Origin of the sequence: Azospirillum fermentarium (assembly GCF_025961205.1) — a bacterium.
GTDB classification, from domain to species: domain Bacteria; phylum Pseudomonadota; class Alphaproteobacteria; order Azospirillales; family Azospirillaceae; genus Azospirillum; species Azospirillum fermentarium.
Genome location: NZ_JAOQNH010000001.1, coordinates 1496442 through 1521863, shown reverse-complemented (window position 1 = coordinate 1521863; position 25422 = coordinate 1496442). Strand labels below are relative to the sequence as shown.

Annotated in this window: 20 protein-coding genes; 9 read left to right on the top strand and 11 right to left on the bottom strand. The window is 67.5% G+C overall.

Translation table 11 applies throughout. The annotated features are described in order from the left end of the window. The first annotated feature begins 260 nt into the window (after window positions 1-260). Together M2352_RS07350 and M2352_RS07345 are read left to right on the top strand one after the other, a co-directional pair. The gene (locus M2352_RS07350; protein WP_264663842.1) at window positions 261-1313 is read left to right on the top strand and encodes a BMP family lipoprotein; all 1053 of its coding nucleotides are present in this window, start codon (window positions 261-263) and stop codon (window positions 1311-1313) included. Further along, window positions 1310-3733: a hybrid sensor histidine kinase/response regulator gene (locus M2352_RS07345; protein ID WP_264663841.1), complete on the top strand. Its 2424-nt coding sequence runs from the start codon at window positions 1310-1312 to the stop codon at window positions 3731-3733. The genes M2352_RS07350 and M2352_RS07345 overlap by 4 nt, the downstream gene beginning before the upstream one ends. A 31-nt stretch (window positions 3734-3764) precedes the next feature. Here M2352_RS07345 and M2352_RS07340 read toward each other — a convergent pair whose 3' ends face one another. Further along, window positions 3765-4961 carry a pentapeptide repeat-containing protein gene (locus M2352_RS07340; RefSeq protein ID WP_264663840.1) on the bottom strand — a complete coding sequence of 399 codons (1197 nt, stop codon included), beginning with the start codon at window positions 4959-4961 and terminating at the stop codon, window positions 3765-3767. A gap of 437 nt (window positions 4962-5398) precedes the next feature. On the opposite strand from M2352_RS07340, the gene M2352_RS07335 reads away from it, so the two are divergent. From M2352_RS07335 to radC, 3 genes are all read left to right on the top strand, one after another. Next, window positions 5399-5938, top strand: a complete 540-nt coding sequence (locus tag M2352_RS07335; protein WP_264663839.1) for a hypothetical protein — start codon at window positions 5399-5401, stop codon at window positions 5936-5938. Beyond that, window positions 5935-6549 (top strand): hypothetical protein, encoded by a 615-nt coding sequence (locus tag M2352_RS07330; protein ID WP_264663838.1) that lies wholly within the window; start codon window positions 5935-5937, stop codon window positions 6547-6549. Before M2352_RS07335 ends, M2352_RS07330 begins: the two co-directional genes overlap by 4 nt. Window positions 6550-6680: 131 nt before the next feature. Continuing rightward, the gene (gene radC / locus M2352_RS07325) at window positions 6681-7475 is read left to right on the top strand and encodes a RadC family protein (RefSeq protein ID WP_264663837.1); all 795 of its coding nucleotides are present in this window, start codon (window positions 6681-6683) and stop codon (window positions 7473-7475) included. Window positions 7476-7481: 6 nt separating this feature from the next. On the opposite strand, the gene M2352_RS07320 is transcribed toward radC, so the two are convergent. Together M2352_RS07320 and M2352_RS07315 are read right to left on the bottom strand one after the other, a co-directional pair. Further along, the gene (locus tag M2352_RS07320; protein WP_264663836.1) at window positions 7482-10721 is read right to left on the bottom strand and encodes a bifunctional diguanylate cyclase/phosphodiesterase; all 3240 of its coding nucleotides are present in this window, start codon (window positions 10719-10721) and stop codon (window positions 7482-7484) included. Window positions 10722-10853: 132 nt separating this feature from the next. After that, a complete protein-coding gene (locus M2352_RS07315; RefSeq protein WP_264663835.1) occupies window positions 10854-13502 on the bottom strand; it encodes a sensor domain-containing protein in 2649 nt (882 codons plus the stop codon). A 331-nt stretch (window positions 13503-13833) separates the two neighbouring features. On the opposite strand from M2352_RS07315, the gene M2352_RS07310 reads away from it, so the two are divergent. Next, the gene (locus tag M2352_RS07310) at window positions 13834-15384 is read left to right on the top strand and encodes a methyl-accepting chemotaxis protein (protein WP_264663834.1); all 1551 of its coding nucleotides are present in this window, start codon (window positions 13834-13836) and stop codon (window positions 15382-15384) included. Window positions 15385-15507: 123 nt separating this feature from the next. On the opposite strand, the gene M2352_RS07305 is transcribed toward M2352_RS07310, so the two are convergent. The 3 genes from M2352_RS07305 to M2352_RS07295 all read right to left on the bottom strand — a co-directional run bounded on the left by M2352_RS07305 (window position 15508) and on the right by M2352_RS07295 (window position 17065). Beyond that, window positions 15508-15954 carry a hypothetical protein gene (locus tag M2352_RS07305; protein WP_264663833.1) on the bottom strand — a complete coding sequence of 149 codons (447 nt, stop codon included), beginning with the start codon at window positions 15952-15954 and terminating at the stop codon, window positions 15508-15510. A gap of 38 nt (window positions 15955-15992) precedes the next feature. Next, window positions 15993-16568: a hypothetical protein gene (locus M2352_RS07300; protein WP_264663832.1), complete on the bottom strand. Its 576-nt coding sequence runs from the start codon at window positions 16566-16568 to the stop codon at window positions 15993-15995. Window positions 16569-16639: 71 nt separating this feature from the next. After that, entirely contained in the window at window positions 16640-17065 is a 426-nt protein-coding gene (locus M2352_RS07295) for a hypothetical protein (protein WP_264663831.1), read from the bottom strand. A 399-nt stretch (window positions 17066-17464) separates the two neighbouring features. Here M2352_RS07295 and purB point away from each other — a divergent pair, with 399 nt between their 5' ends. Then, window positions 17465-18760 (top strand): adenylosuccinate lyase, encoded by a 1296-nt coding sequence (gene purB, locus M2352_RS07290; protein ID WP_264663830.1) that lies wholly within the window; start codon window positions 17465-17467, stop codon window positions 18758-18760. A 93-nt stretch (window positions 18761-18853) separates the two neighbouring features. On the opposite strand, the gene M2352_RS07285 is transcribed toward purB, so the two are convergent. Beyond that, window positions 18854-20554: a methyl-accepting chemotaxis protein gene (locus tag M2352_RS07285; protein WP_264663829.1), complete on the bottom strand. Its 1701-nt coding sequence runs from the start codon at window positions 20552-20554 to the stop codon at window positions 18854-18856. A gap of 289 nt (window positions 20555-20843) precedes the next feature. Here M2352_RS07285 and M2352_RS07280 point away from each other — a divergent pair, with 289 nt between their 5' ends. Both M2352_RS07280 and M2352_RS07275 read left to right on the top strand, forming a co-directional pair. Then, window positions 20844-21851, top strand: coding sequence for a polysaccharide lyase (locus tag M2352_RS07280; RefSeq protein ID WP_264663828.1), 1008 nt, complete (start codon window positions 20844-20846; stop codon window positions 21849-21851). 160 nt (window positions 21852-22011) lie between these two features. Beyond that, the gene (locus tag M2352_RS07275) at window positions 22012-22212 is read left to right on the top strand and encodes a hypothetical protein (protein WP_264663827.1); all 201 of its coding nucleotides are present in this window, start codon (window positions 22012-22014) and stop codon (window positions 22210-22212) included. Between the two features lie 13 nt (window positions 22213-22225). Here M2352_RS07275 and M2352_RS07270 read toward each other — a convergent pair whose 3' ends face one another. The 4 genes from M2352_RS07270 to M2352_RS07255 all read right to left on the bottom strand — a co-directional run bounded on the left by M2352_RS07270 (window position 22226) and on the right by M2352_RS07255 (window position 25248). Beyond that, entirely contained in the window at window positions 22226-22615 is a 390-nt protein-coding gene (locus M2352_RS07270; RefSeq protein ID WP_264663826.1) for a response regulator, read from the bottom strand. 115 nt (window positions 22616-22730) lie between these two features. Continuing rightward, the gene (locus M2352_RS07265) at window positions 22731-23231 is read right to left on the bottom strand and encodes a DUF934 domain-containing protein (RefSeq protein WP_264663825.1); all 501 of its coding nucleotides are present in this window, start codon (window positions 23229-23231) and stop codon (window positions 22731-22733) included. Continuing rightward, entirely contained in the window at window positions 23218-24918 is a 1701-nt protein-coding gene (locus M2352_RS07260; protein ID WP_264663824.1) for a nitrite/sulfite reductase, read from the bottom strand. Before M2352_RS07260 ends, M2352_RS07265 begins: the two co-directional genes overlap by 14 nt. A 24-nt stretch (window positions 24919-24942) precedes the next feature. Then, the gene (locus M2352_RS07255) at window positions 24943-25248 is read right to left on the bottom strand and encodes a DUF2849 domain-containing protein (protein WP_264663823.1); all 306 of its coding nucleotides are present in this window, start codon (window positions 25246-25248) and stop codon (window positions 24943-24945) included. Window positions 25249-25422 lie beyond the last annotated feature (174 nt).

Sequence of the window (25422 nt, the reverse complement as noted above, 5' to 3'; positions counted from 1 at the left end):
TCCCTTTTTTCGAACAGGTCCATTCATGGACGGCCCCGATTCCCGGCGGGGCGATGGCGGATGCTATCACGGCATGCCGCCCCGCGACAGAACTCATTGACGTATACGTCAATCAAAAACCCTGCCAACACCGGGGGTTTGCGGGCACGGCGGCGCGGAGCGGCGGCGGCGTCCGCTTTGGGCTTGGCGAACCATGGGCGGGCGTGACTACAATCAATACCGGCGCGGTTTCGCCGCCGCATCCCCAGGGGGAAGACGCGATGCCCATCACCACCCGCCGTACCCTTCTGCGCCACACCGCCCTTGGGGCCGCTTGCGGGCTTCTGGCCCTGCCGGCGGGGCTGTGGCCCGTGCGTCCCCTGCAAGCGGCATCCCCCGTGGTGCCGGGGCTGCTCTACGCCGTGGGGCAGAAGTTCGACCGCAGCTTCAATGAAGGGGCGCTGGCCGGGGCCGAGCGTTTTGCTCAGGCCACCGGCGCCAAGACCGTGGAATTCCTGCCCCAGTCGCCGGCCGAATTCGAACGCGGCATTCAGGGGCTGGCCCGGCACAAGGTGACCGACGTGGCGGTGATCGGGTTCTATTACGCCACCCCGCTGGCCCAGGTGGCCCCCCGCTACCCCGCCGTCCGCTTCACCCTGGTGGACGCGGTGGTGGAGGCGCCCAACGTCCGTTCGGTGGTGTTCAAGGAGCACGAGGGCGCGTTCCTGACCGGCGTGCTGGCCGCCCTGGCGTCGAAGACCGGCACCATCGGCTTCATCGGCGCGCTGGACATCCCGCTGATCCGCCGCTTCATCGCCGGCTACACCCAGGGTGCCCGCCACGCCCGCCCCGATGCCCGCGTGCTGGTGAATTTCGTGGGCACCACGCCTGCCGCCTTCAACGACCCCGCCACGGGGACCGAGGTGGCGGTCAGCCAGATCCAGCGCGGGGCCGACGTGCTGTTCGCCGGGGCCGGAACGTCCAACTTCGGCGTGTTCGCCACCGCCAAGGACAAGGGGGTGCTGGCCATCGGCGTGGACAGCAACCAGAACGGGCTCTATCCCGGCACCATCCTCACCTCCATGCTCAAGCGGGTGGACCGCGCGGTGGAGGGGACGTTCCAGGCGGCGGCATCCGGCACCTGGGCCCCCGGCACCGTGGCGCTGGGGCTGGCCGGCGACGGGGTTGGGCTGGCCATCGACGACAACAACCGCCCCCTGCTGACCCCCGCCATGCTGGAGCGGGTGGACGCGGCGCGGGCGGCCATCATCCAGGGGCGCATCACCGTGGCCGACACCCTGCCTCCGGCGGACGCGGCGGGGACGCCGCCGTGATCCCCCCCGCCGACCCCGCGGTGATCCAGGCCGTCCTGGACCGGCTGGCCGATCCGGTCATCGCCACCGATCACCGCTGGACCATCACCTACGCCAACGCCGCCGGGGCGGCCCTGCTGGGGCTGGCGGCGGGTGCGGCGGCGGGGCTGGACCTGTGGGATGTGGCGCCGGAACTGGCCTGCCACTTCTACCGCCCCATGGAGCGTGTGCGGCGCAGCGGCGCGCCCGAACGGCTGGAGGGTTATTACGCCCCCGCCGCCCGCTGGTACGACGCCGACGTCTACACCGTGCCGGCCCTGCCGGACGGGGAGGACCGGCCCCGCGGCGTGGCGCTGCACCTGACCGACATCACCGCCCCCCGCACCCACGCCGACACCCTGCGCGAAAGCGAGGAGCGGGCCAAGGCGATGATGGACCAGGCGGTGGACGCCATCATCACCATCACCGACCGCGGCATCATCCATTCGGTCAACCCCGCCTGCCTGAAGCTGTTCGGCTACACCGCCGGGGAGATGGTGGGACGCAACGTCCACATGCTGCTGCCCGGCCATTACCGCCAGCACCACGACGACCTGATGCGCGCCAACCTGCGCAGCGGCGACTACACCGTCGTCGGCCGCCAGCGCGAGGTGGTGGCCCGCCACAAGAACGGCGGCGAGGTGCTGATCGAGATGGGCGTCAGCGAGGTGCGGGTGAACAACCGCTGCTTCTACACCGGCGTCATCCGCGACATCACCGAACGCAAACGCGCCCAGCAGGCCCTGGTGGACGCCAACTTCTACCTGGAACAGCGGGTCGCCGCGCGCACGCAGGAGGTGGAAGCCGCCCGCCGCCGCGCCGAGAACGCCGCCCGCGCCAAGGCCGATTTCCTGGCCATGATGAGTCACGAGATCCGCACCCCCATGAACGGCGTGCTGGGCATGGTGCGGCTGCTGCTGGACACGCCCCTCGACGCCCAGCAGCGCGATTATGCCGAAACCGTGCTGTCGTCGGGCGAAGCGCTGCTGGCCATCCTCAACGACGTGCTCGACATGTCGAAGCTGGAAGCGGGCCGCGTCACCCTGGAACGGGTGGATTACGATCTGCCCCGGCTGGTGCGCGGGGTGGTGTCGCTGCTGTCGTCACGGGCGGCGGAACGGGGGCTGAGCCTGACCGCCGCCATCGGGGCCACCGTGCCGGCGTGGGTGCGGGGCGACCCCGCCCGCATCCGTCAGGTGCTGCTCAATCTGGTGTCCAACGCCGTCAAGTTCACCCCCGCCGGCAGCGTCACCGTCACCGTGTCCGTGGACAGCGGCGCGCCGCCCATGCTGACCTTCGCCGTGACCGACACCGGCATCGGCATCGCCGAGGATGCCATACCCCACCTGTTCACCGAATTCTTCCAGGCGGACAGCAGCATTTCCCGCCGGTTCGGCGGCACGGGGCTGGGGCTGGCCATCTGCCGCCGGCTGGTGTCGCTGATGGGCGGCGCCATCCGCGCCGACAGCCGGGTGGGCGAGGGAAGCTGCTTCCGCTTCACCGTGCCCCTGGACATCGCCGCCCTGCCCGCCCCCCGCCATGCCGCGGCGGAAAAGACCGTGCCCCCCGGCATCCGCCTGCCGCCTCTGACCGTGCTGCTGGCCGAGGACAACCCGGTGAACCAGAAGGTCGCCGTCGCCCTGCTGACCCGCGCCGGGCACCGGGTGACGGTGGCGGCGGATGGGGAGGAGGCGGTCGCCCTCGCCGCACGGCGCTGCTTCGACGTGGTGCTGATGGACATGCAGATGCCGCGCATGGACGGGCTGGAGGCCACCCGCCGCATCCGCGCCCTGCCCCACCCGCCAGCCGCCGCCGGCCAGACCCCGGCCACGGTGCCGATCATCGCGCTGACCGCCAACGCCCGCCCCGGCAACGGCGACGGGGTGCCGGGCGACGCCGAGCGCTGCCGCGCCGCCGGCATGTCCGATTACGTCAGCAAACCCATCGTGCCCGAGGCATTGCAGGCCGCCCTGCTGCGCCATTGCGGCACCCCGCTGGCCGATGACGGCGGGGGGGCGGAAACGCCGGGCCGCGGGCTGGCCGTCCTCAACCCCGACCCGCTGGCCGCTCTGGCCGCCGTGCTGGGGGAGGAGGATCTGGGCCAACTGGTCACCGCCTTCATCCAGGACGCCCGCGCCAAATACGCCGCCGCCATGCAGGACGACGGCCTCGCCGCCCGTTGCGCCGCCCACGACCTGAAATCCACCTCGGCCACGCTGGGGCTGGAATCCCTGCGGGCGCTGGCGGAAGGGATCGAGCACGCGCTGCAGGACGGGCACCCCGACGTGGCCGCCTCCCTGCGCACCGCCCTGCCCGCCCGGCTGGCCGCCGCACTGGAGGCGCTGGCCAAGCGGTTCCCGGCGTTGTCGGCGGAGTTCGCGGAGAACGTGGCGGAGCCGTAAACCCTGCCGGGGCGGAAGAAGCCCCGTTCCGTCAGTTCGACAGGATGACGCGGCCGGGGGACGGGGGGGCGTCGGGGCCGAGCAGCGTGCTGGCGTTCACCCGGATCTGCGCCAGATTGGCGCCGCTCAGGCGGGCCTTGGCCAGGGAGACATGGCGCAGGTCGGCCCCGACCAGCGATGCCCCCTCCAGGTTCGACGGCCACAGGCGCGTGCCGTTGCCGCTCAGGTCCACCGGGGCGAACCGCGCCCGCCACAGCTTGGCGCCGGCCAGGTTGGAGCCGCTGAGGTTCGCGCCCGACAAATCGGCGCTGGTGAAGTCCGCCTCCCGCAGGTCGCAATAGGACAGGTCGGCCATCGCCAGCCGCGCGCCGGAGAAATCCGCCCCCCGTAAGCCGCTGTAGCGCAGGACACAGCCCGGCAGCAGCTTGTTGGCAAAATTGTACCCGCGCAGGTCGGCCCGCTGCATGGTCAGCCGCTGGCCCAGCCGGGCGTTGTGATCGACCCAGAGCTGGTGCGCGGCGATGGCGTCGGCCATGCGCTCGGCGAAGGGGTGCAGGCCGGTGCCGTCCACATCCACCCCCAGCCGCTCCAGATGGCGGCGCAGGTCGTGATCGAGCTGCGCCCCCAGCAGCAGGGCGCCGTCCAGCGTGGTCTTGTGCACCTTGGCTTCGGTCAGGTTGGCGGCGATCAGCACCGCCCCCGTCAGATCCGCCCCCGTCAGGTCGGCCCCGGCCAGGTTGCTGCCGGAAAAATCCACCTGCCCCGCCCGGCATTGAGCCATCAGCGCGTTGGAAAGCTGGGCGTTGACGAAGGTGGTGGCCCCGTCCTGGTTGCCGGCGGGCCGGCGGTCCCCCGCCACCATCGCCCCGCGGCGCATGTCGCACCCGCGCAGGTCCGCCCCCGCCATGCGCACCCCGTCGGCCCGCAGGCCCCGCAGGTCGCAGGCGGACATCCGCACCCCGGTCAGGTCGGCCTTGGAAACGTCGGCGCAATAAAGGTCGGCCTGGCGCAGGTCGGCCCCGGCCAGCCGCGCCCCGGCCAGGCTGGCCCCCACCAGCCGGGCCCCGGCCAGCGCGATACGGTTCAACCCCAGATTGGACAGGTCGAAAAAACTCAGGTCGGCCCGCTGCGCCCCGGTGGACGGCTCGTGCCCCTTCAGCCAGTTCTGATGCTGGACCAGCGCGTCGCGGATCGCACGCACTTCCCGTTCGCTCCGTCCGCCGCTCATCCCCCCAACCTCTGTCTCTGCCGGGAAAGGTAATGGAAATCCCCCGTCCCGTCACGCCGGACGAAGACCCGCCCCACCGCCGGTTCCGGCGCTTCGGAGTCTGCCCGGCCCAGCCCGGATGACGATCCGTAAGCCTTTGAAAACAATTTGTTTAGCCATTGTGCGGTTATTTGCCGCAACACATGCGCATGCGTAAAAGAACGTTATATTTCAAGAACTTCACCTTGGTTATCGCCTCTTAACCATGCATGGGAAGGATTGTATCCCGGCGCACGACAGAAAAGAACGTGGCAGTCTGACGCGGAATCAGGTCAGATGGGCTGCCCATCATCGGCGTGTGGGATCGCGTGAGGAAAGCAAAAGACCACATCACGCAAAAGGGTATAAAGAAACAGGGGGTAATACCGGGCATGGTCATTACCGCGGAATTCTTAGGCATGGTTCTTCTGGTCGCCAGTGCGGCGGCCCTGGGTCTTTCCCTTGTCATCGACGTCGGGCGGGTCAGCGCGGAGCAGGCCCGCCTTCTGATGCTGGAGCGCCAGATCGACAAGCGCGTTCTGGCGGTGAAGGAGTGGACGGCCAAGACCGCCCAGCTTCGCGCCGCCCTGGTGACGCTGGAAGCGCAGCACACCGAATTCACCGGACGCCGTCACAAGGCGCTGACCGAGATCCGCGCGCTGGAGACCAGCCAGAACGAACTGGTGCACGAGGTGGGCGACGGCCCGACCGGCTTCTGGTCGCAACTGACGGTCACGCCCGCTTTCGCCAAGACCGAACGGCAGGACATCATCTTTTCCCGCCAGATTTGGGAATACCGCAACGTGGCGCATGTGTGGGCGGCCACCGCCGATCAGGCCGGCGCCCTGCTCACCGCCACCTTCCCCGCCCGCTCGGGCGTGCAGCCGGCCCCGGTGGTGCCGCTGTCCATGGCCCCCGACGGCCCTGCCGCCCCCGGCGACGGGAGGGGCGCGCGATGACCGGGATGATGCTGTACCTGGCCTTCGGCCTGATGATTCTGACGGTGGTTTCCAACCGTTACTGGCGTTCACGCCATTCCACCACCAGCGGCACCACCCGCAAGGCGCGGGAAAAGCTGGATTCCATGGCCGGGGATCTGGAAACCGCCGTCCGCCTGTGCCAGCAGGCCGCCAAGGAGCACGCCGACGCCCAGGAACGCACCGCCAAGGCGGAGCAGGAGATGACCCAGACGCTCGCCCGGCTGGAAGCCTGCCGCGGGCTGCCGTCCAACCGTTTCTATGTCTTCGACCGGCTGGAGCCCCGCCCCGGCCGGTTCTGGGAGGTGGCGGTCCGCCATCTGCCCCAGGCGCAGGAGGAACGCCTGCCCCACCGCACGTGGGCCGGCGTCCGCCGCTACCTGCTGGTCAGCGACAACGAGCGGGAGGCGCGGGAACGGATCGCCGCCCGTTTCCCCCGCAAGGCCGGCTTCGAAATCGTGGATATCCGCCCCAGCGCGCTCGCGGCGCTAACGGTCAATCCGGTGACCCAGGCATCGGCCTTCCGCCGCCGCACCGGCGAGGAAAAACCCGCCCCGGCCGTTCCCCGCCGCGCCATGGTGGCCCGGAACTGACGGGCGGAAGCCGCCTCCTCCACCCGCTTCCGGTGGATGACCGGGGCGTGCCGGCAACCGTTGCGGGCTGACACCGCCGGCGGGATCGTCTAGGATGGCATTTCATCCGTATGTATGAGGATTGCCGTTCCATGGCTTCGCGCTCCGCCCGCTCCACCCCTGCCGCCGGGGAGGAGGATGCCACCCTGCCCGGCCTGAGCGATGCCGGCGGGACGGCCATCACGGCGGAAGCGGAAGCACCGCCCCATTATGTGGATCACCGGGACCGGCTGCGCACCCGGTTCCTGGCCGCCGGGCCGGACGCCTTGCAGGATTACGAACTGCTGGAAATGATCCTGTTCCCGGTCAGCCCGCGCCGCGACGTGAAACCGCTGGCCAAGGCGCTGCTGAAGGAATTCGGCAGCCTGTGGGCGGTGCTGATGGCGCCGCCGGAAAAGCTGCGCGGGTTTGCCGCCGGGGGGGTGGGCCTGACCACCGACCGCGGCATCGCGGTGGTGCGCGCCGTGGGTGCCGCCGCCCTGCGCGCCATGCGGCAGGAGGTGATGAACCGCCCCGTCCTGGCCTCGTGGCAGGCGGTTCTGGATTATTGCACCGCCGCCATGGCGCACGAGGCGACGGAACAGTTCCGCCTGCTGTTCCTCGACCGCAAAAACGTGCTGATCGCCGACGAGGTGCAGCAGCGCGGCACCGTGGACCATACCCCCGTCTACCCGCGGGAGGTGGTGCGGCGGGCGTTGGACCTCGGCGCCTCGTCCCTGATCCTGGTGCACAACCACCCCTCCGGCGACCCCACCCCCAGCCGGGCCGACATCGAGATGACGCGGGAGATCAACCGCGCGGCAGAGGCGCTGGGCATCGTCATCCACGACCACATCGTGATCGGCAAGGGCAAGCACGCCAGCTTCAAGGCCCTGCACCTGCTCTAAGATCCATCACGCCGCCATGCCCACCGGCCGTCCCGCCATGGCAGTGACGAAGGCGTCATAGGGCATGGGCCGCCCGAAAAGGAACCCCTGCACCTGCCCGCATCCCAGACGATGCAGGTGCGCGCGCTGCTCCTCGGTCTCCACCCCCTCGGCCAGGGTGTCCATACCCAGGCTGTGGGCCATGGCGACGATCGCTTCGGCGATGGCGGCGCTGTCCCCGCCGCAGCCCAGCCCCTGCACGAAACTGCGGTCGATCTTCAGCTTGTCGGCATGGAACCGCTTCAGGTAGCTGAGCGAGGAATAGCCGGTGCCGAAATCGTCGATGGCCAGCGGCACGCCGATAGCGCGGAACCGTTCCAGGGCCCGCACCACCTCGTCCGCGTCGTCCATCAGCACGCTTTCCGTCACCTCCAACTCCAGCGCACCGGGGGGCAGGCCGTAGCGTTTCAGAAGCTCCTCCACCCGCCGCCCGATGTCGGCGCGGTGAAGCTGCACCGCCGACAGGTTGACCGCCATGATCAGCGGCCCCAGCCGCTGGCGCAGGGACGCCGCCGCCCGGCACGCCTCTTCCAGCACCCAATCGCCCAACGCCACGATCAGGCCGGTTTCCTCCGCCACCGGGATGAACTGCCCCGGCGGAATCAGCCGTCCATCGGGCTGGCGCCACCGGACCAGCGCCTCGCACCCCAGCAGACGGGTGCCGTCCATGGAGAGCTGCGGCTGGAAATGCAGCTCCATTTCCCCCCGTTCGATGGCGCGGCGCAGGTTGTTTTCCACCCACAGCCGTTCGGTGGCCCGCTGGTTCAGTTCGGGCGTGAAGAAACGATATGTGGCCCGGCCCCCCTCCTTGGCGGCGTACATGGCCATGTCGGCGTTCTTCAGCAGCGCGTCGATGCCGGTGCCATCGTCGGGATAGACGGCGATGCCGATGGACGGGGTGATCAGCAGCTCATGCCCGTCCAGATGGTACGGGGTGGACAGGGACGACAGCAGGTTGGCCGCCACGCCCGCCGCCGCTTCCGCCCGCTCCATGTCGGTGACCAGGACCACGAATTCGTCACCGCCCTGGCGGCTGACGGTATCGCTGGCCCGCACGCTGGCGGTCAGCCGCTGGGCCACCGCCTGCAGCAGCGAATCGCCCACCACGTGACCCAGGGAATCGTTGATGGTCTTGAACCGGTCCAGATCCAGGAACATCACCGCCACCTTGCGCCCCGACCGCTGGGCGGACAGGATCGCCCGCTCCAGCCGGTCGCGCAGCAGGAAACGGTTGGGCAGATCGGTCAGGAAATCGTACTGGGCCAGATGACGGATGCGCTCCTGCTGCTCGCGGGTTTCGGAGATGTCGGTGAAGGCGGCGATGTGGTTCACCACCTCTCCCTGCCCGTTGCGGACAAGCTGGATGCTGAGCCACTCGGGGAACAGCTCCCCGTTCTTGCGCTTGTTCCAGATTTCCCCGGTCCAATGGCCGGCGGCTTTCAGATCGGCCCACAGGGCGCCGTAGAACTCCGCCCCATGGCGGCCGGAGGCCAGGATGCGCGGATCCTTGCCCAGGACGTCGGTGCGGGTGTAGCCGGTGATGTCGGAAAAGGCGTCGTTGACCGCGACGATGCGGTTCTGGGCGTCGGTGATGATCATCCCTTCCGACGCGTTGTCGAACACCTTTGCCGACAGGCTGAGCTGCCATTCCACCTGCCGCCGGGCCGTCACGTCGCGGGCGATGGCGCAATAATATTGCTGGCCCTCGTACTGCACGGCGCTGGCAGTGACCTCCAGCGTCAAGGTGCGGCCACCGGCGGTGGTGAACGGCGTTTCGAACCGGGCATCGGCCTCGGCGTCCATATCGGGACGGAAGGGATCGAGCAGCGCCGCCGGCTGCCCCACCAGCGTGTCCACCGGTGCCCCCAGCACCTCGCACCCGAACGGGTTGACATAGGTGATGCGGCGTTCGGCGTCGGCCAGGATCACCAGCTCCGAAACGTGATCCACGAAGAAATTGGCCAGATACAGCTCCCGCCCCCGTTCGCGCAGCATCAGGTCGCGGCGGCTGACATCGGTGCGGTAGCCGCCGACGATCCGCCGCATTCCCCGGATCAGCAGCCACGACAGCAGGCTGGCGGCCCCCAGCGCCGCCACCAGGATGGTCACGGTGGTGATGATGCGGGTGCGCACGCTGGCCTGCAGTTCCGCCTGCCGCTTGGCCATGCCCTCGGCCATTTCGTCCAGGTAGATGCCGGCGACCACGATCCAGCCCCATTCGTTGGGGGGAGAGACATAGGACAGCTTGGGCGTGGCAAGGGTGTTGCCCGGCTTGGGCCAGTCATAGCGGATCAGCCCGCCGCCGGCCCCGGCGGTCTTGATGATGGACTGCACCACCGCGCGTTCGGGGGCCGACCCGATCTCAGTCAGGGAGCGCCCCTCCGACGCCGGGGCGGTGGGCGAGACCAGAACCCGCCCGTCGCTGCCCAGCACGGCCAGATAGCCGTTTTCCCCGAACCGCACGGCACGCATCCGGTCCAGGGCTTCACGCTGCAGCGCCTGTTCGATCACCACCGTGTATTCGCCGGTGCCGATGATCCAGCCATAAGGCTCGAACAACCGGGCAAAAGCCACCTTTTCCGCCATGCGGCTGTGGTCCAGGGGGGAATACCAGCGGTAACGGCTGTACCCCTCCTTCTCCGGCGCCTCCACCGACTGGATCAGGGACCGCATGATGTAGGTGCCCTGGTCGTCGCGGTTGTCCATCAGCGACGAGCCTTCCCGTTCCGGGTCGGTCGGCAGCAGCAAACAGGTGCCGTCCAGCCCGTCCACGAAGAAATAGCCCCGCCCGTCGAAGAACCGGATGTCGCGCAGCGTCTCGATGATCGCGTGCTTGACCTGCTGGGTGGTATGATGCTCGCGGTCACGGCGGTAGATGGATTCCACCACCTGGAACGCCATGTCCACCTGATCGCGCAGTTGCTGGCGCAGCACCTCGTCGGTGCGGGAACGGACGAAACGCAGGTAATCGGCGGCGTTGTCCACCTCCCGCTTCAGGATACGCTCCTGCTCGGCCTGGAACCGGGCGTCGGATGCCTGCTGGTCGCGTTCGAAATCGCGGATGTGCTGGGTGATGAAATAGGAACCCAGCGCCAGCACCAGCAGCGATACCAGCAGCACGAAGCCCAGGAACTGCAGCCGGTAGAAACGCGCCTCATCCGGTGAGCGCGCCCCGGCAGCGGGCGGTGACGGAACGGACGTGCTCAAACGATGCTCTCCCGGTATCGGCCTTTTCTCATACCCACAAAGATGGCCACGCCGACCGCGTATTAACCCGCAGCGGTAAAGCCGTTTCAAGGCCGATGGGCACCGTCCGTCATTCTGTCACACATCTTTCTGTCAGCCCGGCTCCGGGCCATCTGCCGTAAGTTGTCCCTTCTGCCGCAGCAGTTCAAGGAATCGGTCCGACGTCACCGCCGGGCTGAACAGCCACCCCTGGTATTCGTCACAGCCATGGGTGCGCAGGAAATCGAGCTGTTCCGGCGTCTCCACCCCCTCGGCCACCACCTTCTTGCCCAGGGCGTGGCCGATGGAGATGACGGCGGCGGCCAGCGCCTCGCCATCGGCGTGCGCGGTGATGTCGCGGACGAAGGACTGGTCCACCTTCAGGATGTCCAGCGGGAAGTGGCGCAGGTGGCTGAGGCTGGAATAGCCGGTGCCGAAATCGTCCAGCGCCAGCCGCAGCCCGATGCCCTTCAGGGCCTGCATGGTGGCGACGGCGGATTCGGGGTTCTGCATCACCATGCTTTCGGTCAGTTCCAGCTCCAGGATCAGCGCACCGACCCCGCTCTCCTCCCCCGCCGCGCCGGCCGAGCGGATCAGGGTGTCGATGCTCTGGTACAGGTCGCTCTGGCGGAACTGGCGGGCCGACAGGTTGACCGACAGCCGGGCATCGCGCCACCCGGCGGCACTCCACCGCCGCCCGTCGCGGCACGCGGTTTCCAGCACCCAGCGCCCGATGGTGAGGATGAGGCCGCTGTCCTCGGCCACCGGAATGAACTTGGCCGGCGAGATGGAGCCGAGCCGCGGGTTGGTCCAGCGCAGCAGGGCCTCCGCGCCGACGATGGCGCCGGTCTTCACGCACAGCTGCGGCTGGTAATGCACCGCCATTTCGTTGCGGGCGATGGCCCCGTAGAGTTCGCGTTCGATGGCCAGCCGTTCGCTGACCCGCTCGTTGATCTCGCGCGTGAAGAACTGGAAGGTGCCGCGGCCCAGTTCCTTGGCGCGGTACATGGCAGCGTCGGCGTGCTGGAGCAGCGTGCCGGCGTCCGCCCCGTCGCGGGGGTAGAGGGCGGCACCGATGGAGCAGGTGACGTGCAGTTCCGCCGCGTCCAGCCGGAACGGGCGGGCCATGGTTTCGTTGATGCGGCGCATGACCTGGATCACGTCGCCCTCTTCCACCGGGTCGTGGATCACGGCGACGAATTCGTCGCCGCCCAGCCGCGCCACCGTGTCCACGTCGCGCAGGCAATGGACCAGCCGCTGGGCCGCGTGCTGGACAAGCTGGTCTCCCGCCGCGTGGCCCAGCGTGTCGTTGATGGTCTTGAAGTTGTCCAGGTCGATGAACAGCACCGCCAGCGACCCGCTGTAACGCTGGGCGCAGGCCAGCGCGTGGTTCAGCCGGTCGGTCAGCAGGTTGCGGTTGGCCAGCCCGGTCAGGGCGTCGTGGTTGGCCTGGTGCTCCAGTTCCTCCTCGTACCGCTTGCGGTCGGTGATGTCGGTCATCACGCTGACGAAGTGGGTGACCTCCCCCTGTTCGCCGCGGACGGGGGAAAGGTAGAGTTCGTTCCAGAACAGCGTGCCGTCCTTGCGGTAGTTGCGCAGGATGCCGCTGCCGGCACGGCGCTGGCGCAGGGCCGCCTTGACCCCCTCAAGCTCCATCTGTTCGCGGTCGCCGCCCAGCAGGAAGCGTGGGTTGCGGCCCAGCGTTTCCAGCGCCGGATACCCGGTCATGCGCTCGAACGCCGGGTTGGCGTAGACCACCGGGTGGTCGGCGGCGTTGGCGTCGGTGATGATGATGCCGTTGTTGGTGGATTCCACCGCCCGCTTGTACAGCCGCATCGCCTCTTCCGCCCGGCGGCGTTCGGTGATGTCCTGCATGGTCTCGATGGCGCCGATCACGGTGCCTTCGGTGTCGCGCAGGGGGGCGGCGGTGAACGACAGCCAGCGCCCGCCGCCGGGGCACAGGGGGAAGAAGTCCTCCGCCTCGTACCCCCCGTCGATCACCGCCGAGCGGTGGAAGGTGCGGGGGTAATGGCGGGCGATCTCCCCCTCCCCCGCCCCGTCCAGCACCAGATCGGCCAGCACCGGGCGTTCGTGGTCGTAGAACCCCCGCCACGCCCGCCGCGTGCCCACCAGCGTTTCCGCCGCGTGCCCGGTCACCCGTTCGCACGCGTGGTTCCAATGGATGATGCGGTGGTCGGCGTCGATGACGAAGGTGGGGACGGGGCTGTTCTCCACGATCTGGGCCAGGGTGCGTTCGGCGGCGTGCTCGCGCTGGCGCAGTTCCGCTTCCTTGCTGGCGGAAATGTCCTGAAGCGTCTCGATGGCGCCGATCAGCGCGCCGTCGGCGTCGAACAGCGGGGCGGCGGTGAACGACAGCCAGCGGGCACCGCCGGGAAAATGCTCGAAATACCCCTCCGCCTCGTATCCCCCGGGAATGAGGGGCGATTGCCGCCAGCGGCCGGTGTAGAGCCGGGCCACCATCTCGTCGGTGATGCCGTCCACGATCAGGTCGGCCATCACCGGCCGGGGTTCGGGGTAGAATGCCTGCCATTGGCGGTTGGTGCCGACCATCTCGGCGGCGCTGATGCCGATGATCGCCTCGCATGCCCGGTTCCAATGGGTAACCCGGTGGTTGCAGTCGATCACGAACGTCGGGATCGGCGTTCCCTCCAGAATATCCAAGAGCCGCACCGCCCCGGTGATGGGCGGTAACGCGGACAGGACCGAGGTCAGGGTGTCTTCACCCCCGGCAAGGGCGCGCATGTGATTTCCTCCCGCTAGCGACGGTTGTTCTTTTTGTCCCCTCAGGCAGGGCAGAGCCTGCTTTTTATAATTACAGGGATAAAATAACGAGACTCTCCTTAAAATGTAACCTGTACCTCCGTCGGATTTGATTTTTCATTGCTGCGCCGCAGCGATGAGCCCCGGCCCGCTCATACACTTAATCATACGTCTTTCGGACGGCTTGCCCTGCGCGCGGTGAGTCCTGTATGGGGAAATTGATTGACGTTTACGTCAATTAAAAACAGCATCAGGGATGAAAGCGATGTCCTTCGCGCAACATCATGACGGCTTTGCCGGAGGTTTGGGACAGATGACGTCCGCAGCCCCGGCATCCTCCGTGCCGCCCTTCGCCGCCGACATCGACCGGGACCGCAAACGGCTGCTGCTGAAGAGCGTGGGCAACACCACAGGCCCCACCATCGGGGCGGTGGTTCTGGTCACCGCCGCCTTTTGGGGGCAGACCGACGCGCTGGTGCAACTGGTGTGGACGGTGCTGACACTGGCGGTCACGCTGTACCGCTTTGCCGTGGTGCGGCGGGGCATGGCGGCGGAGGACAGCCGGGAGGGGCTGGAGGCCGCCCACCGCCACACCCTGGCCGGCACGCTGCTGGCCGCGGTGATGTGGGTGGCGGGGGTGCCGTTGTTCGGCGCCTCGGCGGGGCTGGACGGTCTGATGGTGCTGTCGTTCCTGTACACGCTGCTGTGCTGCGCCGGCACCATCTCCTTGTCGGTGTACCGGCGGGCGTTCTTTCTGTTCGTGCCGGTCATCATGGCGGCAATGATCCTGGTGTTCCTGCACCGGGCGCTGACGGTGGCCGACGGGCGGGCCGGATCCGTCGCGGTGACGGTGGCGCTGGTGCTGATCGCCCTGGTGTTCGTGCGGCTGATGCGCCAGACCGACGAGCAGCTGAACCGCACGCTGGGGCTGAAATACCAGAACGCCCGGCTGGTGGACGACCTGCACGCCAACCACCGCAGCACCGCCCAGGAAACCGAGCGGCAGACCCGCCGGCGCGAGGCGCTGGAGCATCTGGCCTATGGTTTCGAACGGCAGGTGTCGGGGATCATGGACGATTCCCGTCAGGCGGTGGCGGCGTTGACCGGCCAGTCGGCGGACGCCTGCGCGCAGGTGGACATCACCCGCGAGCAGGCGTCCGCCGTGGCCGGCGGCGTGCGGGCGGTGGCGGGGGGCGTGCGCCACGTGTCCGACGCCGCGGCCCAGTTGTCCACCACCATCGCCGCGGTGAACCGCGAGGTGGCGGCGGCCTCGGCCATCGCGCAAGAGTCGGTGGCCGAACTGGCCCGCACCAACGAGACCATGGGGTCGATGGCCGAAGCCTCCCAGCGGGTGGGGGAGATCATGGGGATGATCGCCGTGATCGCCCGCCAGACCAACCTGCTGGCGCTGAACGCCGCCATCGAGGCCCAGCGGGCGGGCGAGGCCGGCAAGGGATTCGCCGTCGTCGCCACCGAGGTGAAGGTGCTGGCCGAACAGACCGCCCGGGCATCGCAGGAGGTGGCGGCCCACATCACCCGCATCCAATCCATCAGCAACGCCGCGGTGGATGCCATCCGCGCCACCGGCGACACGGTGATGCGCATCAACGGCATCGCCGAGCGGGTGGCCGGCAGCGTGCGCATCCAGGGTGACACCACCCAATCCATCACCGCCGATCTTCAGCGCGTGGCGGCCGAAACCGCCGAGGTGAGCCAGGGCGTGGAAACGCTGGACGAGGCCGCCGGCAACGCCGCCGCCGCCGCCCGCCGCATGGGCAACGCCGCCGCCACCCTGGCCCGCACCGCCGACGAAACCCTGGACCAGATCACCGGCTTCCTGGCCGGGGTGAAGGGGCTGAACTGACGCGGGGGCGGGCCGGGAGGCATCACCATGTGACGTAGAAGCTGCCGAAATCGGCGTCCCACCCGATGAAGCCGCGGTAATTGGGGTCATCCATTTCAGGCAGGCGGCTGCTGGCGAAGATGGTTATGCCGCCTTTGCCCCCGTCGGGGCCTTCGCAGCGATGTCCGTTTTCTTGTAATTCAGGCCGGGGACATTTTCCGCCCGCTGGATGTTCAGCGTCCCATCGGCAAGAGCGGCATCGAAGGAGGCGAGCTGTTCGCTGGGCACGCCTTTCCTCATGGCATCCAGCGTCCCCTTGTAAGCCGGATCACGCAACTGATCGAGCAACGCGCGATCGGTGGGCAGAATGTCCTTGGTGGCCTTTCCGCTGGTGGCGGTGGCCGCCTTGCCGTCGCCCGATGCCGCCTGGAACACGCTCATCGCCGCCTGCGCCTGTGGGGACAGCGTTGGAATCGTTGCCGGCTGGCCGGCGGTCCCCGTGGTGGAGGCCGTCTGTGCCGATTTCAACAGGCTGCCGGCACGGGTCCGGCCCGCCGCATCCAAAACGTTCGATGAAACCGACGTGCTCATCGTCATTCTTCCCCGTCACATGGACTGCACGCTCACCATCACCACGTAATATAGTAGCTTCCAAAATCTCTATGCCACCCAAGCACACCCCTATAATTAGGATCATCCATTTCCGGCAAACGGCTGCTGCTCATTGTTGCCGTCTCGCCCATTCCACCTTCGGCGCCAGGTACTTTCGTTATGGTGTTCTTGAAATTCAGTCCAGGAACGTTTTCCGCCCTATTGATATTCAGCGTTCCATTCTTGACAGCCTCATCGAACGAGGCAACATCTTTTGATAGGACACCATTGCGAATTCCATTGAGAATTTCCTTGTTTGATGGATCACGAAGAGCATTCAGCAAATCATGGTCCGTGGACAAAGAAAAATTTGTGCTGTCCTTATGCCCTTCGCTGCCCTGGCTTTTCGTGTCTTTTTGTGTTGCCTGGAAGGCTGCCATGGCACTCTGTGCCTGGGATGACAACGTTAGAATCGTTGCGGCCTGGCTCCCATTTCCAGCGGCGTCCGCTGACGCAGAAGAAAAAATCGAAGAAGAGCTTGCCGGTTTTGACAAGGAATTACGCTGATATCTGTTGCTTGATATCAGGGCATCGGATTGTATCGATGTGCTCATGATACCTCCTGCTTTACGAAGGCCGGCGCCAATCTGCTTGTACAAGCATAGTGACGCCGGCATAACCCTGCTTACTTCTTATATTCCAAGAGGATGGCAAGGTCACAATTTGCAGCCTGCTGATATTGAACCACCGAGCATGTCGGCGTACCGTTGTAGGCAAAGGCGCTCGTAATCGGCGAGGAGCACACACCATTGATCTTGTTGGTCTGGACGATGAACCGGCACTGGTGGGCTGAAGTGCCGTAGGTCACGCGCATATAGGCGGTGGTGCCGGTGCCGGTCGGGATGGCGCCGAACGCCGAGGATGTGGAATAGGCACTGATCGACGACGGCGGGATCGGCGAGCAGGTGGCCGAGGTGCAGCTATAATCCTGGCGGGTGATCGAGCTGCTGGAGTTATCCGTTACGTACGCGGTGATCTTCTGCGCATGGGCCGGGGCGGCCATGGCCATCAGGGATAAGGCAGATAAGGCGATGAATTTGGTGCGGAGCATGTCTTCCCTCTTTCCATCATCACGGCTGAGGATTCAGCATTTGTTGTCTTATGTTTCACAGTTGATTGACCGTCACGCCAGCAAACCATACCGTAATATTCAATAGCATCCTATGATTGTTACTTGCGTGACTTCCGTCAGTATGGCGTGACCACCTCCGCTGTCAAACGCTATCCGTGTGTCAATCATGCAGATTTTCGCGCTAAGGATGGTAAGCGTTGCGGGCGGCGCAGGGCTGGGACGGGGACGGTCCGCCGGCCCGCCACCGCCGGAACGCCAAGCGTCTTGACAGCGGCACCCGTCGGTCTGATTTTGCGCCTCAACGCAGGGAAACCGCCGGAATCCATGGCGCCGCGCGGCCCCTGGGAGCCTGTGGCGCACCGCATCGAGGAGACAGTTATGATCCCCCGCTACACCCGCCAGGAAATGGCGCGGATCTGGGAACCGGAAAACAAGTTCCGCATCTGGTTCGAGATCGAGGCCCATGCCTGCGACGCCCAGGCCGAGCTGGGGGTGATCCCCAAGGACGCTGCCAAGGCCGTGTGGGAACGCGGCCAGTGGGAGATCGAGCGCATCGACGCCATCGAGCGGGAAACCCGCCACGACGTCATCGCCTTCCTGACCAATCTGGCCGAATATGTCGGGCCGGAGGCGCGGTTCGTGCACCAGGGCATGACCTCCTCCGACGTGCTCGACACCTGTCTGGCGGTGCAGCTGAAGCAGGCCGCCGACCTGCTGCTGGAGGATCTCGACGCCCTGCTGGCCACGCTGAAGCGCCGGGCGTACGAGCACAAGGACACGGTGTGCATCGGCCGCAGCCACGGCATCCACGCCGAACCCACCACCTTCGGGCTGAAGCTGGCCGGGCACTACGCCGCGTTCGAACGCGCCCGCGCGCGTCTGGTGGCCGCCCGTGACGACATCGCCACCTGCGCCATTTCCGGGGCCGTCGGCACTTTCGCCAACATCGACCCGTTCGTGGAACGCCATGTGGCGGAAAAGCTGGGGCTGTCGGTGGAACCGGTGTCCACCCAGGTGATCCCGCGCGACCGCCACGCCTTCTTCTTCTCGGTGCTGGGCGTCATCGCCTCGTCGGTGGAAAACCTGTCGGTGGAGATCCGCCACCTGCAGCGCACCGAGGTGCGCGAGGCCGAGGAATACTTCCACCCCGGCCAGAAGGGCTCGTCGGCCATGCCGCACAAGCGCAACCCGGTCCTGTCGGAGAACCTGACGGGTCTGGCGCGCATCGTGCGGGCGGCGGTGGTGCCGGCGCTGGAGAATGTCGCCCTGTGGCACGAGCGCGACATCTCCCACTCGTCGGTCGAGCGCATGATCGGCCCCGACGCCACCGTCACGCTGGATTTCGCCCTGGTGCGCCTGACCGGCATGATGGACAAGCTGGTGGTCTATCCCGACCGCATGGACAGGAACCTGAACGATCTGGGCGGTCTGGTGTTCTCCCAGCGGGTGCTGCTGGCGCTGACCCAGGCCGGCATGAGCCGCGAGGACGCCTACCGCGCCGTGCAGACCAACGCCATGCAGGTGTGGCACGAGGGCGGCCACCTGCTGGACAAGCTGTCGGCGGACGAGTCGGTGACCAAGCACATCGCCCGCGAGACGCTGGCCCCGATGTTCGACATGAGCTACCACACCAAGCATGTGGACACGGTGTTCCGCCGCGTGTTCGGCGACTGACCGGGCCTGTCCGGGCATGACCCGAAGGGCCGGCGCCTGTGACGGGCGCCGGCCCTTGTTCGTTTACGGTTCCCTCCTGTTCGTTACGGTTCCCTATGCCGCGCGGATGTCGGCCAGGAAGGCGGCGACGGCGGTCTTCATGGTGTCGGCCTGTTCGGCCAGGGCGTCGGCGGCGGTCTTGACGTTGACCGAGGCGTGGCCGGTATCGGTCTCCGCCTGCTGGATGCCCACCACGTTGCGCGACACCTCGGCAGTGCCGGTGGCGGCCTGCTGCGCGTTGCGGCTGATTTCGGCGGTGGCCGCACTCTGCTGCTCCACCGACGCCGCCATTTCCGTGGCCGAGCGGTCGATGTCGGCCACCTGCGCCAGAATGGCGTGCATGGCGGTGACCGTGCGGGAGGAGGCGTCCTTCACCGCCGCCATCTGGCTGCCGATCTGGTCGGTCATGGCGTGGGTCTGGTTGGCGAGATTTTTCACCTCCGACGCCACGACGGCAAAACCCTTGCCCGCTTCGCCGGCCCGCGCCGCCTCGATGGTGGCGTTCAGCGCCAGCAGGTTGGTCTGGCTGGCGACCGCGTTGATGGCGGCGACGATCTGGTCCACCTGCTCGATGGCGCCGGCCAGCACGTCCAACTGACGCTGGGCGGTTTCCGCCCCCTCCGCCGCCGCCTTGGACCGCTGGGCGGAGCGGCTGACCCGCTGGGACAGCTCGTTGATCGCCGCCGACAATTCCTCCGACGCGGCGGCGACGGTCTGCACGTTGGAACTGGCCTCCTCCGATGCGGCGGCGACGGCGGTGCATTGGGTTCCCACCTCCTCCACCGCGGCGGCAAGCTGGGCGGCGGTGGCCTGAAGGTCGGTGGCCGATTGGCCCACGCGGTTGACCACGCCGCCCACCTGCCCTTCGAACCGCCGGGCCAGGTCCAGCATGGCCTGGCGCTTTTCGGCGCGGGCGCGTTCATCGGCGGCGCGGGCCTCCTCCTCCATGGCGCGGGTGCGGATCAGGTTGTCCTTGAACACCGCCGCCGTGGCGGCGATGGCGCCGATCTCGTCGCGGCGGTCACGCCCGAACACCTCCGCCGACAGGTTCCCCTCGGCCAGCGACCGCAGGCAGGCGACGATGGCGTTGATGGGCCGGACGATGCCGAAGCGCGACACCACCCACCCGAGCAGCAGGCCGGCCAGAACGCCGCCCGCCGCCACCGCGATCAGCAGCGTCATGCGGGAATCCGCCAGTTCGCCCGCCTCCTTCGCCATGCGGGTGCCCTCTTCGTCGGTGTAGGCGACATAGGCCATGGACGCGGCGACCAACGCCTGGGCCGCGGCGCGGCTGGTGTCCACCTCCGCCAGGATGGCCTTTTGGGCATCGGACAGGGAAACGCCGTCCCCATTCTGCCGGGCAGCGGCGATGGTGCCGTCGATTTCGCGGCTGTAGGCGTCCAGCGCCCGGCCGATGGCCTGGAGAAGCTCGCGCTGGCGCGGGTCGGCGGTCTTGTGCACCTCCTCCAGCGCGGCGCGGAGCTGACCGCGGGTGTTGTCCATCTCGGCGGATATGGCCGACACGTCCTGGGGGGTGGTGGCGAGCCGGTATTCGTCGCGGTTCAACTGGAAGGTCAGCCGGTTCAGCCGGCCCCCGATGCGGATTTCACCCGCCGTGGTGTCGATGTCCTGTGCCGCCTTGGTCAAATCCTGCATTCCCGTGACCGACGACACCGTGATGGCACCGCAGGCACCGGCCAAAACAAGGATGATCAGGCCGATCTTGGTGGAAATTGATAGGTTGCTCAGGTTCATGTGGCAAATCCCGTCTGGACCCGGCGGAAGTCCGCCGGGTGAAAACCGCAGAAGACTGGCGGCCTATTTCATTCACATGAATGAATGATTACCAAGGCTGGGACAAAAAGCGGGATGCACCCGACCGAAGGTCTTATGCCGCACCGCATCATTATCCCAAGACCCCGATCTGGGGACTGCGATGCACTTGCGCAATTCAAAGTACCCTGTTTTGATGAGCCCTCTAGCAATTAAGTGGTAGGGGGCGGCCCAAATGAATATACGGACCTTTCTGATTATTACCGGAATAATGCTCTCACCCACAGTGGCGCTGGCGGACGATGACGCCGACCCGGCCCCGGCCATCGCGCTGATGGAGAATTTCGAGAGCGGCGACATCTATCTGGGCACGCTCGCCCCGTGCCGGCGGCCGGAAAACCGCTTTTCCGATCAGGGACAGGTCTACCGCATGGGCCGGCTGGCGGGCAGCATGACCGTGTTCCCCCCGCCCCTGACGCGCAGCCTGGAACTGGTACCGCCGTCCAAGGAATGCATCGACCCCGGCCAGCCCTATACCCCCGACGGCACCGAGCGGGCCGAGCTGTGGGAACGCCAGAAGGACCGCCTGCCCTTCGGCACCGACGTCTGGTACGGCTTCAGCATGTACATCGGCGGGGAGGTCAGCTCCACCGACGGCAACCGGCTGGTCATCGGCCAGTGGAAGGAGGCCGGCGGCGGCAGCCCGATCATGGCCCAACGGTTCAAGAACCGCACCTTCTTCATCACGGTCGAACAGGATGCCCCCACGCCGGGCGATTCCTGCCGCATCCTGGTGGCGTACCAGTCCGAACCGCCGCCCATGGCCGACAGTTCCGACGGCAACGACCAGCCGTGCATGAAGGACATCGTGGTCGAACGGTTCGATTACCTGCCCAACCCGTTCGACAGCTGGACCGACATGATCTACCATTTCCGCCCCAGCCCCGAGGGCTACGGCATCGCCGAGGTGTGGGCCGGCGGCAAGCTGATCGCCCGGGCGTCGGGCCGCATCGGCTATGCCAACCCGCCGCTGCCGATCCAGTATTTCAAGTTCGGCCCCTACCGCAACCCGGCCTCCTACGCCACCACCGCCTATCTCGACGCCTTCCGCCGCGGCTCTTCGTACGAAGAGGTGGCGCTGGGCGGAGCGCATCAGGTGATGCCGGTGGAAATCAGCCGGAACGAAGAGGATGGCGGCAAGCCGGCGGCGGACAGGCCCGTCACCCCGGCGGCGGCCCCGGCGCCCGTGCCCGCCGCGCCGGAAACGGCGAAGCCCTGACCCGGACGGGCCGCCCCTTTCCACCGGGGGCGGCCTATCCCGGATAACCCGCTATCCCGGATGAACCATTGCGGTTTATGCATGGCTGACGCTACACTCGGGCCGCGCACGACTCGGATGGCCGGGTCGGATCGGACGCGGGCTGCAGTGTGGGGCGTGGATGGACGAACCGGACCGGCAACGGACGCTCGACTATTTCGAACGGCTTGGCCCGGAACGGGTGCGGCTCTACACCGCCATTGATTGCGAACGTTTTCTGGGCGACTGGCAGGTGCGCGAGCTGGCCGACCAATGGCTGGCCGCCAAGGAACACGAACTCCGTTCCCGCTCGTTCTGGGACCGGCTGCTGCGCCGCCGCTGAGCGGGCGCCGGGCTCAGGCGTTGCGGCGTTGCGCCAGAAGACCGCCCAGCGCCACGATCAGGTCGTTCATGCCGAACGGTTTCTGCAAGGTGGGCGCACCGGCGTGGCCGGAGGGAATGCCGGCATCGCCGTAACCGGTGCAAAAGACGAAGGGAACCCCGCGGGTGCGCAGGGCATCGGCCACCGTCTCGCTGGTGGCGTGGCCGCCGAGATTGACGTCGAGCAAGGCCGCGTCCAGCGGTTCGGCCAGCGCCAGAGCCACCCCCGCCTCGGCGTCATAGGCGGGGCCGAAGACCGCGCACCCGAACGCCTCCAGCGTCGAGGCGATGGACAACCCCACCAGATGGTCGTCCTCCACCAGCAAAATCCGCGCACCGGCAAGGGTCGAATCGAGAGACGCCATAGGGCCTTCCTGGACAAAGCAAAACCGGCAGCCCCGCGTCATGCGGAACTGCCGATTCCGATCATACGCCGATCATGACGGCGAACAACCCCACGTTACGATAGGGGGGCCGCCGTCACGATCCCACGAAGCGCCGCCGCAGCAGGCCCAGGGGCGTTTCCTCCCCGATCGACGCCTGATAGGCAACGGTGATCGAGCGGTAGGCCGCGGCCCACAGGGCGGGATCCTTGCCGTCGGGCGGTTCCACGGTGGAAAAGCCGCAGCGGATCAGGAACTGGTACTGGTCGGGCAGCGTGTGCCCCACCGCACGGATCTCCCCCCCATAGCCGTGACGTTCGCGCAGGTCGCGGGCCAGCGAGAAGCCGCGCCCGTCGCGGAAGATGGGGAAGCGGATGGCGATCACCCCCAGCCGCCCCAGATCGGCGGCCAGATCCGCCGCCGGGGTGGTCCCCGGCACCTCCACCCCCACCGGGGCGGTGCGGGTGGACAGGGCGTCCTTGTCCGCGGTCCAGCGGGCCAGCGTCACGATGATGGCGCCATCGGCGGGCACGGCGTCGCCGTCGCCCAGCGTGACCCAGGTGTTTTCGACGGGCTGACCGTCCTTAACCAGCGGCATAGACCGTCTCCTTGAAGGCGGCACGGCCCAGACGGGCCAGGGTGTCGTTGAAGCGTTCGCCGGGTTCGCGGCGGGCGAGGTACAGATCCACCACCTTTTCCACCGCGTCCGCCACCTCTTCCTCGGCCATCGCCGGGCCGAGCAGGTCGCCGATGGCGGCGTTCAGCGTGGGGTCGCCGCCCAGGGTGAGCTGATAGGCTTCCTTGCCGTGCTTGTCCACGCCCAGCACGCCGATGCTGGCGACATGGTGATGGCCGCAGGCGTTGATGCAGCCGCTCATCTTGATCGACACGTCGCCGATGGCCTTTTGCCGCTCGGGGTCGGCGAAACGGCGGGAGAGTTCCTGCGCCAGCGGGATGGAGCGGGCGTTGGCGAGGCTGCAATAATCCAGGCCGGGGCAGGCGATGATGTCGGCGATGGTGCCGACGTTGGCCGCCCCCAGCCCGGCGGCGTCCAGGGCCGCGAACACCTCGGCCAGATCGGCGCGGCGCACATGGGGCAGCACCAGATTCTGGGCGTGGGTGACGCGGACCTCGCCGAAGCTGAAGCGGTCGGCCAGATCGGCCACCACCTCCATCTGGTCCGAGGTGGCATCGCCGGGGATGCCGCCCGCCGGCTTCAGCGACACGGTGACGGCGGCGTAACCCGGCTGGCGGTGGGCGGCCACGTTGGTTTCCAGCCAGCGGGCAAACGCCGTGCCCGGTACCGCGTCCACCGCGGTTTCGGCCAGATCATCATAGGGCGGGGGGGCGAAATGGCGGCGGATCTCCGCGACGATCGCCGGATCCAGATGGTAGCGGGGGCCGCGCAGGCTGGCGAACTCCTCCTCCACCATCTCGGTGAACTTGGCCAGCCCGGTCTGGTGCAGCAGGATCTTGATGCGCGCCTTGTAGATGTTGTCGCGCCGGCCCAGACGGTTGTAGACGCGCAAGACCGCCTCCAGATAGGCGATGAGATCCTGCTCGTCCACCCAGTCGCGGGTCTTCTGCCCCAGGAACGGCGAGCGGCCCAGGCCGCCGCCCACATAGACCTCGAACCCGATGGCCCCGGCCTCGTTCGTCTTCACCTTCACGCCCACGTCGTGGGCGCGGATGACCGCGCGGTCGTGGTCGCCGGCGATGATGGCGATCTTGAATTTCCGCGGCAGGAAGGTGAATTCCGGGTGCAGCGTGGACCATTGCCGCAGGATTTCGGCATAGACCCGCGGGTCGGCCACGGCGTCCGCCGCCACCCCGGCGAACTGGTCGGTGGTGACGTTGCGGATGCAGTTGCCGCTGGTCTGGATGGCGTGCATGTCCACCGCCCCCAGCGCCTCCAGGATGTCGGGCGTGTCCTCCAGGCGGATCCAGTTGAACTGCAGGTTCTGGCGGGTGGTGAAATGGCCGTAGCCCTTGTCGTACCGCCGCCCGATGCCGGCCAGTGCCCGCAACTGCTGCCCCGTCAGGGTGCCATAGGGGATGGCGATGCGCAGCATGTAGGCGTGAAGCTGGAGGTAGAGGCCGTTCATCAGCCGCAGCGGCCGGAACTCCTCCTCGCTCAGCACGCCGGACAGGCGGCGCTGCACCTGATCGCGGAACTGGGCCACCCGCTCGGCGACGAACTGGCGGTCCACCGCGTCATAGCGGTAGATGCCGGCGTGGGCGGGGGCGTTCGCCGGGGCGGTGGGCTGGGTTGCGTGATGCGTCATGGTGGGCGGACCTTTTGCGCGGTATCAGGCGGCGGCAGGCGGCGGCGCCTGCTTGCCGAGATCGGTGCGGACGCTGGGGCCGAGGCCGCGCAGCCGTTCGCGGATTTTCACAGGCACGGGGAGGCCGTTCTCAACCACCACGTCAAAAGCGTACAGGCCGACGATGCGGTTCTCCCGCTCGTCCAGGCGGGCGGCTGCCAGTTCCTGCTCCGCATCGGCCGGTTCGAACGCGGCGGCGTCCTCCAGACGCTCCACCCACGCACCGTCCTTGGCACGCCACACCACCACGCCGTCGCGCAGCCGGTTGGCGGTGATCGCCTGCAACGCCATCGCCTCGATTCTCCCGTCAGTTGCCAGCCATTTCCCACGGAAACGCGGCAGGTATAACATATGTCTTGCTGTTGTTTATAGGAAAACCCCGCCAGAAATCAACATCGTTCTTTGCCATGCTATGTCTATTTTACTAGTAGGAAAAGTAAATCTGTTGCAGCATATCTTTTGTGG